Annotated in this window: 13 protein-coding genes; 5 read left to right on the top strand and 8 right to left on the bottom strand. The window is 51.0% G+C overall.

The window, feature by feature from the left end:
* Positions 1 to 4 precede the first annotated feature (4 nt).
* Positions 5 to 2,986 (top strand): virulence factor SrfB, encoded by a 2,982-nt coding sequence (locus J4613_RS02695; RefSeq protein WP_111742348.1) that lies wholly within the window; start codon positions 5 to 7, stop codon positions 2,984 to 2,986.
* A complete protein-coding gene (gene srfC / locus J4613_RS02700; RefSeq protein WP_111742347.1) occupies positions 2,983 to 5,127 on the top strand; it encodes a virulence-associated effector SrfC in 2,145 nt (714 codons plus the stop codon). The genes J4613_RS02695 and srfC overlap by 4 nt, the downstream gene beginning before the upstream one ends.
* A gap of 44 nt (positions 5,128 to 5,171) precedes the next feature.
* Here the strand turns inward: srfC and J4613_RS02705 are convergent, their stop codons facing one another.
* Entirely contained in the window at positions 5,172 to 5,345 is a 174-nt protein-coding gene (locus J4613_RS02705) for a GhoT/OrtT family toxin (RefSeq protein ID WP_000171943.1), read from the bottom strand.
* A gap of 198 nt (positions 5,346 to 5,543) precedes the next feature.
* Here J4613_RS02705 and yncL point away from each other — a divergent pair, with 198 nt between their 5' ends.
* Complete coding sequence (gene yncL / locus J4613_RS02710; RefSeq protein ID WP_001103198.1) at positions 5,544 to 5,639, top strand: stress response membrane protein YncL; 96 nt, start codon at positions 5,544 to 5,546, stop codon at positions 5,637 to 5,639.
* A gap of 104 nt (positions 5,640 to 5,743) precedes the next feature.
* Here the strand turns inward: yncL and patD are convergent, their stop codons facing one another.
* From patD to J4613_RS02735, 5 genes are all read right to left on the bottom strand, one after another.
* On the bottom strand, positions 5,744 to 7,189 hold the full coding sequence (gene patD, locus J4613_RS02715) for an aminobutyraldehyde dehydrogenase (RefSeq protein ID WP_001529392.1): 1,446 nt from the start codon (positions 7,187 to 7,189) through the stop codon (positions 5,744 to 5,746).
* A 114-nt stretch (positions 7,190 to 7,303) separates the two neighbouring features.
* Positions 7,304 to 8,728 (bottom strand): GntR family transcriptional regulator YdcR, encoded by a 1,425-nt coding sequence (ycdR, locus tag J4613_RS02720; protein ID WP_000760692.1) that lies wholly within the window; start codon positions 8,726 to 8,728, stop codon positions 7,304 to 7,306.
* A 135-nt stretch (positions 8,729 to 8,863) separates the two neighbouring features.
* Positions 8,864 to 9,634, bottom strand: a complete 771-nt coding sequence (locus J4613_RS02725; RefSeq protein WP_000237715.1) for a M15 family metallopeptidase — start codon at positions 9,632 to 9,634, stop codon at positions 8,864 to 8,866.
* Positions 9,635 to 9,891: 257 nt separating this feature from the next.
* Positions 9,892 to 10,122: a hypothetical protein gene (locus tag J4613_RS02730; RefSeq protein ID WP_001597849.1), complete on the bottom strand. Its 231-nt coding sequence runs from the start codon at positions 10,120 to 10,122 to the stop codon at positions 9,892 to 9,894.
* A 32-nt stretch (positions 10,123 to 10,154) separates the two neighbouring features.
* Positions 10,155 to 10,553, bottom strand: coding sequence for a hypothetical protein (locus J4613_RS02735; protein ID WP_000747895.1), 399 nt, complete (start codon positions 10,551 to 10,553; stop codon positions 10,155 to 10,157).
* 535 nt (positions 10,554 to 11,088) lie between these two features.
* Here J4613_RS02735 and sifB point away from each other — a divergent pair.
* Positions 11,089 to 12,039 carry an SPI-2 type III secretion system effector SifB gene (gene sifB / locus J4613_RS02740; RefSeq protein WP_111742346.1) on the top strand — a complete coding sequence of 317 codons (951 nt, stop codon included), beginning with the start codon at positions 11,089 to 11,091 and terminating at the stop codon, positions 12,037 to 12,039.
* Positions 12,040 to 12,312: 273 nt separating this feature from the next.
* Positions 12,313 to 12,543, top strand: a complete 231-nt coding sequence (locus J4613_RS02745; protein ID WP_000956438.1) for a DUF2554 family protein — start codon at positions 12,313 to 12,315, stop codon at positions 12,541 to 12,543.
* On the opposite strand, the gene J4613_RS02750 is transcribed toward J4613_RS02745, so the two are convergent.
* Entirely contained in the window at positions 12,544 to 14,508 is a 1,965-nt protein-coding gene (locus J4613_RS02750) for a U32 family peptidase (protein ID WP_021000359.1), read from the bottom strand. It abuts the gene before it with no gap.
* A gap of 78 nt (positions 14,509 to 14,586) precedes the next feature.
* Entirely contained in the window at positions 14,587 to 15,123 is a 537-nt protein-coding gene (locus J4613_RS02755) for an XRE family transcriptional regulator (RefSeq protein WP_000369552.1), read from the bottom strand.
* Between the last annotated feature and the right edge of the window lie 12 nt (positions 15,124 to 15,135).

The raw sequence follows: 15,135 nt of genomic DNA on the forward strand, positions 1-15,135 counted from the left end.
TTTTATGTTGGTCAATCTGTGTGATTACAAACAGAGCGTCACGCTCATTGCAAACAGCGGCGTCCAGTTTCTTGATTTTGGCTTAACGCCGCAAGAGTCGGCCCACTACGGACGTTTTGTGCGCAAAACGGCAAACGGCCCGCTACTGCGCCTCGATTTTGATCTGACCAGCGGGCGCTACACGTTGCCAGGACGTGCTGGCGGCCAACCCGAAGTCGTGAAACCGGAAAGCACTCAGACGCTGCACTATTCTCTGGAAGTACTCGACGGAATCTGGCTTCCCCTGCCGTTCCTGCGTTTTAATCCGCCGCGTACCTTTATTGACGGGCCGGATAACTGGGCGCGCATTCAGGTACGTAAACTCAGCGAGCCAGATAGCGCCGGAAACACACACCGCATCACCCTCGCCTTCGACAGTCAGCTGGCAAAAAATATGCCTGCGGCGTTGGCGCCTTGCGAAAACGATCTGCTCAATGGCACACGTTTTGCGCTCGCCTGGCGCGATGAAGAAGTTGCCGATTTTCTTGACCAGACATGGATTGACGGCTGGCTGCGCGAGTCGTTTCTTCAGTATGCCTCACAGGTGGAAAACCGTTCGGAACAGGCCATACAACAAGCGCTGCGTAGCTTTGAGTATCAGGCGCACTGGTTGAATTTACTGACGCTGTTAGGCGAACAGCTTACGGTGCCGGAAGTAAAGTTTGTGACACATACGTTAAGCACGCCCGCAATCCCGGTCGATCTGATTCTGGATGTCGGCAATACGCATACCTGCGGCGTCTTGATCGAGGATCATGGCGACGCGAATGACGGCTTACGCCAGACGGCAGAGCTTCAGGTGCGTTCTTTAAGCGAGCCGCAGTATCTGAACGATCCTTTATTTACCAGCCGGGTAGAATTCTCGGAAGCACGCTTTGGCAAGCAACACTTTTCTGTCGAAAGCGGACGAGACGACGCCTTTGTGTGGCCTTCCATTGTGCGTGTGGGCGACGAGGCTCGCGCCCTTGCTATGCAGCGTGTGGGCACCGAAGGCAGCAGCGGCATCTCCAGCCCACGTCGCTACCTGTGGGATGAAACCCCCGCCTTGCAGGACTGGCGTTTTAGCCAGATCCACGGTAAAACGCAGCGCGAACCGCTTGCCACCGCGTTTCCGCTGATGAATCTGATGAACGATGACGGACAGCCGTTATTCCGCCTGCCGCATGAAGAAAGGCTACCGGTTTTTTCGCCGCAATACAGCCGTAGCACCTTGATGACGCATATGTTGTGCGAAATTCTGGCTCAGGCGCTGGGGCAAATTAACAGCGTCGCCACCCGGCTGCGGCTCGGCTTTCCCGCCTCGCCGCGCCAGCTACGCACCCTGATTTTAACGCTGCCTTCCGCCATGCCGAAACAGGAGCGAGAAATTTTCCGCCAGCGAATGTTTGAAGCGCTGGCGCTGGTCTGGAAAGCCATGGGCTGGCATCCGCAGGATGAGGATTTCACCACGCCTAAGCAGCGTGAAAAAAGCGTGGTGCCGGTACCAGAAATACAGATGGAATGGGACGAAGCAAGTTGCGGCCAACTGGTATGGCTTTATAACGAAGCCATTTCGCATTACGCCGGGCGTACCGAATCCTTTTTTAATGCGCTCGCCAGACCGGATCGCCAGCCTGAACCCGGCGTCGTCCCCGGGCGCGCGTTGCGCGTGGCATCGATTGATATCGGCGGCGGCACGACGGATATGGCGATCGTTCACTATCAGTTAGATGACGGCGTGGGGGCCAATGTAAAAATTACGCCTCATCTCCTGTTTCGCGAAGGTTTTAAAGTCGCCGGGGACGATCTGCTATTAGATATTATTCAGCGTTGCGTACTCCCTTCCCTGCAAACGGCGTTGCAACGGGCAGGCGTTACGGATGCCGCCGCCCTGCTGGCGACCTTATTTGGCGATTCGGGACGAATTGATACTCAGGCCATTTTGCGCCAGCAAACGGCGCTGCAATTATTTATGCCGCTGGGCCATGCGGTACTTTCCGCCTGGGAGCAAAGCGACATTAACGATCCGTTTGCTGGTTTACATGCAACATTTGGCGATCTGCTGATCCGCCGCCCAACAAGCAACGTGATGAACTATATCCAGCAGGCGATCGATCATGCCTTACCGTCTGGTTCGCCGACATTTGATATATTCAATGTGCCGTTGCAAATTCAGTTTAGCCAGCTTCAGGAGGCTCTGCTGGCCGGTCAGTTTACGCTGACAACGCCGCTTCATGCGGTCTGCGAAGCGATCTCCCACTATCACTGCGATATCTTGCTGGTGACGGGGAGACCGACCTGCTTACCCGGCGTACAGGCGCTCATCCGGCACTTACAACCGGTGCCGGTTAATCGCATTGTGTGGATGGATAAGTATCAGGTACATGAATGGTATCCCTTCAGTCAACAAGGGCGTATCGGCAATCCAAAATCCACTGCCGCGGTGGGCGCGATGTTATGCAGCCTGGCGCTGGACTTACGTCTGCCGCGTTTCAATTTTAAAGCGGCTGATATCGGCGCGTATTCGACTGTGCGTTATCTCGGCGTACTGGATAATACCGTTAATACCCTTCGCGATGAAAACATCTGGTATCACGAGATCGATTTGGATAAACCCGGCGCAACGCTGGACGCACGCCTGCATTTTCCGCTACGCGGCAACGTGACGTTGGGTTTCCGTCAACTGGCGAACAGTCGCTGGCCTGCGACCCCACTCTATTGCCTGAGCATTAATTCCGCCGAACTGGCGAAAACCATCGCTGGCGACGGCGTACTGAATGTGCGACTGAAATTACGCGGCAGTAGCAAAGATAGCGCCCCGGAATCGTTCATATTAAGTGATGCCTGGCTTCAGGACGGGACGCCGGTCGCCGCCGATGCGCTGACATTAAAATTGAATACGCTGGCTGACCGTCGCCACAGCGGCAGCCACTACTGGATAGATAGCGGGAGTGTATACCTGAAATGACAAAACCGTTAAACGCCACCCAGGCTGTTATCGAGTGGGTTAACAACACGCGCCGTTACGCAACGCGGCTGGATGACGAAGCCGACGCTCTGCTGGCGCAACTTACGCTTGTCGCAGCGGATGAGTCAGCGCTCAACGCCGCCTGCGCATCACATGGCTGCGTTGGTCTGTACGGGTATGCGCAATCCGCAAAAGCGCATCTGTTAACGACGCTATGCGGTAACGAGAATGGCAAGCTGGAAATTATCACGCCGGACCGTGACTATGATTATTTCAGCCACATCAATCCGGGTCATGCGCCAGCGAATATGGCTATTCGCTTTACGCGCGACATTTTTTCAAACGAGAACGGCTGGCCGTTGCGCCTGCGCTTGATCAGTGAAGCTGAACTGGTGCAGATCTTTATTGCCTGGACCAGCTCGTCCCCCGTTTGTCGCCAGGTCGAAAAATCCATTATCACATCACGCCTGGAGAAATGGCAATCGCTTCGCCAACCGCAGCCCGTCCCCGGCGTTACCGCTGAAGAGGTAGCGACCATCGCGAGTTTCTGGCGCTCTTGCCTGCCGTCCGCCAGACAACATATTGATGATGCGACATGGCAACACTTTGCCTCGCTCTTGCCTGCGCTGGATCTCACGACACGGGCGCACGCCTGGGCATTACTGTGGGGAGAGCAGCCGGAGATCACCCAGCAATGGCTGGCGCTGGCGCATATGTTGCAACAAACCGGCCATGCCGGGGAACTGGCGGCGCCGCTCAGCCTGCTGGTCGATCATTTTGGCTTACCGGCGGAAAACTTCCTGACGCAAATGGCGCTAACCGCCAGCGATACGCAAAGCGATGTGGTGGTGCATCCGGTTAAGGAAGGCCGACTGCTCAATGCGGTCAGCCTTTCGCTTGATTCTCTGGCGCTGCTTACCCGCGAACTGGTGCTAACCGTTGAAAATAGCGTACTGGATAACGTTGATTTACTGGATATTCCGGTCGCGCCAGACAGTCATCCTCATCCGTTATGGCGGGCGAAATTAGGCTGGATGCTGGCCCATTACCGTCAGCAGATACAGCCCGATGTTCTGGTGATTTGCAATGCTCTGGCATCTCGCTCGCAAACGTCCACCGCCGCTCGTCACTTACTGGAGTGGGTTAACGCCACGCAACCGCAGCATGAATCAGCGTTACCCGGCGTCGTCTGGGCTATTACTCCACAGGATGCCCGTTTTGCCACCCAGCAAAATCTGGATGAAGCCGTCCAGCAGTTGATGGGTAAACCTGGCGTGCATTGGGGAACGTTGCAGGCGCTGGATAAACACAGTATGCAGCGTTTGGTGGAGTGGTTATCGCAGGCGACATCGGCACCACAGCGACAGGCGCGCTTACAGGCGTTACGCGCACAACTGCGAGGCCGCGTGCGCGATCTGTTACCGATGTTTGATGACGCGCGGCTACCGGTTGAAACCGTGATCCGGCGTCTTCAGGCCCAGGCCGCCAGACATGGCGACCTGCTGGCCGGGCTGTTACCGCCGGTACAGAATTTCGAAGCGTTGCTGCGCACCCGACAGTCGCGAGAAGAACAGGTCAGCGGTTTATTTAATGACGCGATCGATCTCTTTGCCGACGAACCAACGCGCGCTTCAGCGTCAGAAGGTCATGAAACAGGCTACCAGGCGCACAAAATGTGGATCAATCATCTGCGCCAGTGGGCCCATTGCCGGGATAATGCGCAGCGTCTGGGACTGGAACCGCAGATGCTCAACGCCGTGGCGGAGATTTTAATTACCGCCAGCTATCGCCTCGGTTTACCTCAGCAGTTACAGAAAACCATGCAGCGCGAGGAGGTTAGCGGCGCGCAGCTTCATGCCATCATTGGTAACTTCATCGCCTGGCTCGGCTACGCCAATATCGAGGAGGCCCAACGCCCGGCCAGCCGCGTTCAGAAAGGCGCAGCCATTTTCGCCGCAACACCGCGTTCGACAATGTTGCGTCTAACAAAGCTTGACGAACAGCCCGTTCACGCCGCCAGCCGCTATGTCTATGACTGGCTTGTTGCGCTGTATACCCTGGCCAATGAGAACGCAGGATATCGGCATCCGCAGGACGTTACCAACGTAGACAGAGAGCAATTACTTGCCCTGATAGCCTGACCTGGCGGAAAAACCATGCCCGGTAACCTGTATCGGGCTTGAGGTCAGAAAAGCGAAAACAGCAATGCGACGGGGAAACTTATCGGCCATGTCGCGCCAACCAAAAAGGCGCTCAGGAAACGAATTCGTTTTTTGTCATGAGTCAAAAACCAGGTGATCAGGGATGATATCACCGCCATGACGGCGTAAAAAATTAATATCTTTTGAAAGAGGGTCATATCAGGCATCCGCGCCAACCAGAGGAAAAAACGCGCGCAATATGCTCTTTTTATTTGACACACATCAAGGTTTATCAGCCTTAACAGCAAAACGTTCTCAATGCACGGCTCCGCTCACAGAATATCCTGTTTACGTATTATTGCGGATCTCGCCAACCCGTACTATACCCATAGGGGTTATGATGAAAGGTGGCGAAAATGAATGTTTCCAGTAAAACCGTCGTGCTGATTAATGTCTTTGCTGCTGCAGGACTTTTGGGTCTGATCTCGTTGAGATTCGGCTGGTTTGCTTGAGGTGTTCAACCTTTGAGTACTTGCTGCGCATGTTGGCGGGGAGGTCCCCCTCTCCGCCGACACCCGCCTATTTTTTCATGATTTTTCTGAACAGTAAATGATCCTTAATGCTTAACCATGATGTGGCGGACAAGGGTGTAGTCTTCCAGACCATACAATGACATATCTTTGCCGTATCCCGACTGTTTTTGCCCTCCATGCGGCATCTCGCTAACCAACATGAAATGGGTATTAATCCAGGTACAGCCATACTGCAATCTGGCGCTAAGCCGGTGCGCCCGCCCGACGTCCTGAGTCCAGACGGAGGATGCCAGACCATAGCGAGAATCGTTGGCCCACCTCAGAACCTGATCTTCATCATCAAAGACGGTTATACTGACCACCGGGCCGAAGACCTCGCGTTGCACGATGGCATCTTCCTGTTTTGCGTCTGCCAGCAACGTCGGAGCGAAATAGTAACCTTTACCTTCCGTTTGACTTCCACCAGTAATCACACGGATATGGCTGAGGGCCTTCGCCTCCTCTACTGCCGCTGTGACGCGCTTCAGGTGCGCCAGCGAACTTAACGGCCCCAGCTCTGTCGACTCATCCTCCGGCGCGCCCATTTTCAGGCTGCTCACCGCATTCCCTAGCTTTTCGACCAGCGCATCATAGATACCGCGCTGCGCGTATATACGACACGCCGCAGTACAATCCTGTCCGGCATTATAGAAACCAAAAGTCCGGACGCCCTGCGCCACCGCATCCAGATCGGCGTCATCAAAAACAATCACCGGGGCTTTACCACCGAGTTCCATATGCGTACGTTTTATCGCTGGCGCAGTATGGCGCAGAATATGCTCCCCGGTCGCGATAGAACCGGTTAAAGAGACCATGCGTACTTTTTCATGGCCGGTCAATACATCGCCAACAGTCTGCCCTCGTCCGAACAGGACATTGAGCACCCCCGGCGGAAAGATATCCTTCGCCAGCGCGGCAAGTTTAAGCGCCGTCAGCGGCGTGATTTCAGAAGGCTTAATCACCACGCAGTTACCTGCCGCCAGCGCTGGCGCCAGCTTCCAGGCCGCCATCATGAGCGGATAATTCCACGGCGCGATAGAGGCAACCACGCCAATCGGATCCCGGCGGATCATCGACGTATGTCCTTCCAGATATTCGCCCGCCGCCAGCCCACTCAAACAACGGGCCGCGCCGGCAAAAAAGCGAAAGACATCCACGATTGCCGGAATTTCATCATTAATTACGCAGTGCAAAGGCTTACCGCAGTTTTGCGATTCAAGCCGGGCGAACTCAAGGGCGTTTTGCTCGATGCTGTCCGCCATTTTTAACAGACATTCCGCCCGTGCTTTGGGTGTGGTCTGCCCCCATTCGGCAAACGCGCTATCGGCGGCCAGCACTGCGGCGTCAACCTGCGCGGGCGACGCTTCCGCAATCTCAAGTATGACCTCGCCTGTCGCCGGGTTATAAACAGACTGCCTTTCTCCCTCGCCGTCCACCAGCACGCCATTAATCAGTAATTGATATTGCATAGCATTTTCCCATATCGTCATTAATCGATTTCCGGCGAACGGGCCGCCGCTTTCCTAAAAATAGACGGCGCGCCAGATGCTCACCCGGCACACTCGGGAAATTTAGTCAGGTTGTGAGCTGACACGCATTCCACCTCACACAAGGCTTTTAGCGCTCAGCATCTCGCGAATCAGGCTGCCAAGCTGTTTTACGGCCTGTTCTTCCCGTTCTCCCCAATGCCATGCGGTGTTAAAACGAAAGAAACGCGTCCAGGCGCCGGACGTTGAAAACATTTTCCCCGGCGCGATACTGATAAGGTGTTCAAGCGCTTTGGCGCTAAGTTCACCGGCATCAAGCTGCTCAGGTAGCTCCAGCCAAAGAAAATAACCGCTATCGTTATGGTGAATTTTTACTTCCGCCGGGAGATGGCGCAAAAGGGTTTGCCAGGCTTGCTGTTTACGTTCGGCAAGCTGCCTTCGCAATCGACGCAGATGCGCGTCATATCGACGTGTCGAGAGATAATCCACTAACGCCAATTGCATGGGGGAACTGGTGGATAATGTGCTCATTAACTGCAAACGCTGAATTTGTCTGGCATGGCTTCCTCCCGCAACCCAGCCAATGCGAAAACCGGGAACCAGACATTTGGAAAAAGACGAACAATGCAACACGGTATCGTCGCGATCCCATGCTTTGGCAGGCAGAGGTTTCTCGCGGCCAAAGTAGAGTTCGCTATAAACATCGTCTTCAATTAGCGTCACGTTATGGTGCGTGAGTAACGCAACCAGCCGCGCTTTTTTCTCAGCACTCAGCGTGAACCCTAACGGATTCTGGCTGTTGGTCATTAACCAGCACGCTTTCACCGGATATTCCTGTAACGCCTGTTCCAGCGCCATAAGATCGATACCTTCTTTAACATCGGTGGGTATCGACAACGCTTTCAGGCGCAATCGCTCCAGGGCCTGTAGTGCACCGTAGAAACAGGGGTTCTCCACCACCACCCAGTCTCCCGGCGCCGTCACCGCCTGTAAACTAAGATTCAACGCTTCCAGCGCGCCGGCGGTAATGACAATCTCGTCAGGAGAAACGGTAATCCCCTGCTGCGCGTAACGGCGTGCTATCGCATAGCGCAATTCTGCATTACCTGGCGGCAAGTTTTCGATGACGCTCATTGCCGTCGCGGTTTTACTGACCTGCGCCAGAGAGCGGTTCAATTGCGGCAAGGGAAACAGACGCGGATCGGGAAACGCTGAGGCAAAGGGCACCACAGAGGTATCACGGCTCGCCTGCAGCATCTCAAAAATATAGGTATTGATATCTACGGCTTCATCCCGAATAACGTGCGCTGCCGTCGCGACTGACCGACAAACCGGATGCGGCGCGACATAATAACCAGATTGCGGACGGGCGATAATCCGTCCCTGACTTTCCAGCAACTGGTACGCATGACCGACAGTCATAAAACTCATGCCGCTACTGGCGACCTGCTCCCTCAGCGAGGGTAATCGATCGCCGGGTTGCCAAACGCCAGAGGCGATTTGTTCTCTAATTTGCTCCGCCAGACGTTGATATTTTTTCATTATTCGATCTCATTGAGCGCTGCTTGCAGGTGGCAACCGCAGTGTATATCAGTTGTTAAAATTAACAATGATTTGCTAACTGTTATGGTGCTTTCCAACAGGCGTAATGATTAGATTTCGCAACAAAACGCCGTTTCAGGGTCTCTGCTTAACGGGAAAGTCAAACCAGGTGTTCGGGTATGGTTCATGAGTAAGAGAGAAGTGCCACCATTCAGTATCCAGTGGCGTAAAACCCGCATCACGCATCAATGTTTGTAATAACAACCTATTTGCGCGTTGCTGAGCGGTAAGTATGACATTATCGGGATGGGATAACGGACTAAAACAGTCAAAGCCGGTACCAAAATCCAGACTATTATCTGGCGAGCGTTGCGCCGCGGACGCAGTACAATTCACCAGTGGTCGTCCGGGATCGTATATTGGTATTTTACTGTCAAGTGGAACAATCGTTAGATCAAGCGTACTTCCCCGACTGTGGCCGGATCTGGCGGCAAGATAACCTTCCTCGAACAGACGATTTTTCTCTACCTGCGGATAAAATTCGTTTTTCATTTGGTTTTGAGAAGGATCTTTGGCCCACGCGATAAAGTCGTTCACTGCGCTTTGCGGACGGTAGCAATCATATATTTTTAAGGTAAGTCCGAAGGGGCGTAAACGATCGGCGACCTGCTTCACTGCGTTCGCGGCTGGTCGTGTTAACAGGCAAACAGGCGCGTTATAGCCTTTAATGGGGCGACCAATAAAGTTATGGGAACTGAAGTATCGCATGTCTACCTGTACGTCGGGGGCGACCGTAGTAATATCGACAAAGTCTTTTGGCTGGTGGAGATCAATATGGTTTTCAGCTGACATTGCCTGAACGGACAACAGGCTGAACAGGAGGAAAGAAGATACGCATTTTACCATATGTTACACCTCGCGAGAGTCACAGGGGTGATTATGTATTTGAGCAGGTAAAGATTAGCGGACACCGCTTAAACAGATGGTTAAAATAAACATCATTCCCCCTGTAATCTGTGCCTTATCACAAACGGAGAGGTTATATTTTGCTTATATGACCATGACGCCGCCTGTTCTATACCCAAATAATTCGAGTTGCTTAAAGGCGGCAAGGGAATGAGTCTCAGGAGCACAGATAACGATGTGTTTTCACAAAGGCGAGTCTACCTGACCAGAAAGGTCATTTGATAATCAGTAGTACAGTTGTTGTCGCCTTCCATAACTAAATAACATTGTTTCGCCAAAGATAAGACCACTATATAGTCAGGAAGGCAATTAGTGAGGAACACGTCGATTGTCGGCGATAATGCACTGAAATTACGATTCACTGCAGTTGTGCAAACACATAGAATCCCCCTCGAACCGAGATAATTCGGTCTGCTGGTCATAGCCATTATTCAGTAAGACCGCAGGTTGCAGCGGCGGATCACGGGCGTGAAGAAAAATCCTGTGCCCCAAATTTTTTGGACAAGCGCTGAACCTGCCGTATACTTTTACTTAACGTACACTCCGCCATAAAAATAAACCCTGCGATGATACCGTAATGCCATAGGCATAACTTAAGGATATGCCATAAATCAAGCGAAGCATGATTTAACTTCTCAGTAATTGCGATAGTCTGTACAAATATTATGGGGTGAAATAATAAGATGCCTAACAAAAATATCCCTGCCACGATCATGGCAAGTAACTGAAAAAAAGCCCATCCGATAACGAAACGGTAAAGTAACAGCAATAATAGCCGTCCACATTTCCTTAGCCATTCTGACTGCAAAATGCCCCAGGATGCTGTCTTTTCGTGAATTTCACCATCTGATTTCTTCATTTTGAGCCTCCTCGCAGGTTTTTATAATTTTATCGCCCAACTGGAAATAAAGCCGTCAGCTAATCGTTACAACAAATATAATTAAGACAAAAACTAAAGAGTAAGGTATTTATATCATAAGCACTATCAGTATTGGCCTTCTGCCCTACCGCTAAACATCTCATTGTTGTTAGCCTAATAATACTTTTAGTTTAACTTCTTATAAGACAATTTCTACACGGTTGAGCAACTATTTACTTTCTCTAAAAATAATATAGTGCGTAATTAATCATTACTCATAGTACATGATGATGTGAGAATTAAGAAAACCGTTTTACTTTCATTCGTTTTATCTGACATATTTCATGGCCAGGAGGCGTGGGCATGACTAAAGCTACGGGTCGATTTGAACAATTGAACAATAATGTTGACGGTTCAGGACAAAGCAAAAATCAGGTGTTTCACCGATAGGCAAACCGATGGCAACATGGGATAATATTTCGAATACCACCTATTCCAGTAATGAAGTCTCATATAATCACTTGTGGTCTACATTATGCCAATTACTATCGGGAGAGGGTTTCTAAAGAGTGAGATGTTTTCTCAAAGTGCCATCTCTCAACGCTCCTTCTTTACGTTACTATGGGAAAAGATTAAAGATTTTTTTTGTGACACGCAAAGATCTACTGCCGATCAATATATAAAGGAATTATGTGATGTTGCCTCTCCGCCTGACGCGCAACGTTTATTTGATTTATTTTGTGCGTTATATGAATTATCATCACCGTCATGCAGAGGAAATTTCCATTTTCAGCACTATAAAGATGCTGAGTGTCAATATACAAATCTCTGTATTAAAGATGGCGAAGATATTCCGTTATGCATTGTGATACGTCAGGATCACTACTATTATGAGATAATGAATAGTACAGTTCTCTGTGTTGATACTCAGTCTGCCCACCTGAAAAGATATTCTGATATTACTATAAAAGCTAGCACTTATGTTTGTGAAGAGCTATGTTGCTTGTTCCCTGAGCGGTTACTACTCTCGCTATCCGGCGGTATAACATTTCCCGTTGACCTAAAAAATATAAAAGAGACGCTTATCGCCATGGCAGAAAAGGGTAATTTATGTGACTGGAAGGAACAGGAAAGAAAAGCCGCCATCTCCTCCAGGATTAATCTGGGCATTGCCCAGGCAGATGTACCACCTATTGACGACGCTATCAAAAACAAAATAGCCGCAAAGGTTATTGAGAATACTAACTTAACGAATGCAACATTTGAACCAAATTATGTACAAAGCTCAGTTACTCAAATTGTTTATTCATGTTTGTTTAAGAATGAGATACTAATGAATATGCTGGAAGAAAGTTCCTCTCATGGCCTGCTATGTTTAAACGACCTTGCTGAATATGTAGCGCTACAAGTTCATAACAGCCTTTTTTCTGAAGATTTATCTTCACTCGTTGAAACAACAAAAAATGAGGCTCATTACCAGAGTTGACCACACCATAAATAGTATGGATTTACAATCCCCTGGCAATACCAAAACCCTCTAATACAATAACTTTAAAAATATGCTTCCAGGGAATGATGGATTTACTATGGAACGAATTGGCTCGTTATTTTTATAATTGACATACTGAGTATAAATATATTTTCTCATACAACTTATCGCACTTATTGACAAACCGTTTTCGCTAATTTGAAGTGTTGAATAATAACTCAAAGAAATTATTGGCATCATAGCCTCACGACGTAACTGGAAGGTGGCATGATGCTTACAAAAACGTTATCAGTAGTTTTACTGACCTGTGCGCTGTTTTCAGGCCAGTTACTGGCGAAACAGCAAGACCACGCATTCGTATGGTTTGCGACGGGAGGGCACCAGCTTAGACACGAAGCCGACAGCGATGAATTACGGGCGGCAGCGGAAGAATCCGCGGAAGGCTTGCGCGAGCACCACAACTGGCAGAAATCGCGCAAACCAGAGAGCTATTTTCGTTAATTAAACGCCCCTGCGCTTCGGCAGCGTTTTCATCAGCGCTTCAGGGCTCACTGAAGCGACAACGCTGCCGGGCTGGGGCATTTTTAAGATGTGGTTTTTAATTTTGCCAATGACATGCATTTCGCAAGGGCGGCAGTCGAATTTTAGCGTCAGTACCTCATCGCCATGCACCAACTGCATCGGCGTGGCTTTCCAGCTCTTAATATTTCCTTTCGCCTGCTTTGGACAAAGGTTGAACGCAAAACGCAGGCAGTGTTTGGTGATCATGACCGGTACCTCGCCCTTCTCCTGATGCGCCTCATAGGCCGCATCAATCAATTGTACGCCGTAACGGTGATAAAATTCCCGCGCTTTGTGGTTGTAGACATTAGCGAGAAAGCTGAGATGCGTTTGCGGGTAGACCGGCGCAGGCTGCGCCACGGGTTTCCGACGACCTCGTTGATAATGGGCCAGCCGCGCCGCGTCAAGCATATCAATCGCCTCCCGACGGAACTGATTGAGCAGGCTATTTGGCACGAACAACGCCGCCGGTAATGTCACCTGCATATCACGCGCGTAGTAAGGCGTCTGTCCCAGCTTCGCCAGTCCGGCTTTTAGGTTATTCAACGCTTTTTCAGAGTTGTTGGCTTCCTCAAATACCCCGTCAAGCGTATGCGTGATGCAGACACCGTCTTCACTGGTCAGTGTCAGAATAAGCTGTTCCTGCCAGCCGCCCAGCATGATATCAACCGCCACACGGCGCTCACTGGAGGTTTTTGTCAGCGCTTGCTGCCAGTTATGATCCAGATTACGATTCAACGGATGATGCGGACGGACTTTATGCAGGTCGGCAGGCATATCATTTGGCCAAACGCGGTAGCGGTTATGACCGGTTTTCTCCACCGTATTGGCGCGAAAACCCACCACTTCACGCTTAATCAACACGTTCAGACCATCGCCATTCGCCAACGGCTCCGTAGCTTCTACGTCGAGATAATCCTTCGCCACATTCAGCACCTCGCCTACCGGCAAGCCAATAAATTTTGGTGAATCAAATGCGCCAATATCACCTTTACGCGCGTTAACAAAATAGTCGGTGCTGCCGCGATGGAAAGTTTTCTCCGTGGAGGGAACAAAAAAGTGTTCGGTCCGACCAACCGACGCACGCGCCAGATCGCGACGTTGCTCGATAATCGCGTCCAGCATCTGACGATAATGCGCGGTGATGTTTTTGACATAGCTCATGTCTTTATAGCGCCCTTCAATCTTGAAGGAACGTACGCCTGCATCGATCAACGCGCCGAGGTTAGCCGTTTGGTCGTTATCTTTCATCGATAGCAAATGTTTTTCGTAAGAGACCACCCGCCCCTGATCGTCTTTTAACGTATACGGTAAGCGACAGGCTTGCGAACAGTCGCCCCGATTCGCGCTGCGCCCGGTTTGCGCATGAGAGATATAACACTGCCCAGAATAAGCGACACACAGCGCGCCATGAATGAAGAACTCAATCGTGGCGTCAGTAGCCTGATGAATAGCCGCTATCTGACTCAAATTAAGCTCGCGCGCCAGTACAATCTGTGAAAAACCGACATCGGCAAGAAACTTCGCTTTTTCCACGCTGCGAATATCACACTGTGTACTGGCGTGAAGCTCAATCGGCGGGATATCCAGTTCCAGAATGCCCATATCCTGCACAATCAGCGCATCCACCCCGGTGTTGTACAAATCGGTGATTAACCGCTGCGCGGGCTCCAGCTCATCATCATGCAGAATAGTATTCAGCGTGACAAAAATCCTGGCGCCGTAACGGTGAGCAAACGGAACCAGATCGGCGATATCGCGCAGACTGTTACTGGCGTTATGACGTGCGCCAAAACCGGGTCCGCCGATGTAGACGGCATCTGCGCCATGCAAAATCGCTTCGCGAGCAATTGCGGCGTCACGGGCCGGACTTAACAATTCGAGATAGTGAGGTTGCTGGCGCATACAGTCGTTCTTATCCAATAGAAGCGAAATGGCGGCTATTGTAGTCAGAAGCGCAAACTAACGAAATAGTTTTCCCGCTTAATCACGTGGGTAATGGATCAGCGAGTGAAAATGAACCGTCTGGTCACTGCTGTTGCGATAGGTATGCGCCGTATCGCCGGCAAAACGCAAACCTTTACCGGCGTCTATGGTTTGCCATACCCCACCAGTACACATGTCCAGCCGACCCTGAATCACCACCACATGTTCGATAACGCCGGCTTTATGCGGCGTTGATTCGCTGACCGTGCCAGGCGCCAGCAATAGAGAAAAATAGTCAAAACAGAGTTCAGGGTCCCACGGAAACAGCGGTGTGATTACCATCGCTTGCTGCTGGGGATCGAAGGTTGGCGGAAATTCGGCCTGCGGCGGCGAAATAAACATTGAGAATGGAACGTTCAGGCCCGTCGCAATTTTCCACAGCGTTGCGACTGTCGGACTGGATTCATTACGCTCTATCTGCCCCAACATGGCTTTTGAGACGCCGGAGATCTCCGCCAGACGCGATAAACTCCAGCCTCGCTGATGGCGTAACGTTCTTAACGTGGTCGCCAGATAGTGTGTCAGGTTATCCATTTTCCCCCCCTG

This window comes from Salmonella sp. 32020114201800008SM (genome assembly GCF_017572025.1).
In the GTDB taxonomy this organism is placed as follows: Bacteria; Pseudomonadota; Gammaproteobacteria; order Enterobacterales; family Enterobacteriaceae; genus Salmonella; species Salmonella enterica.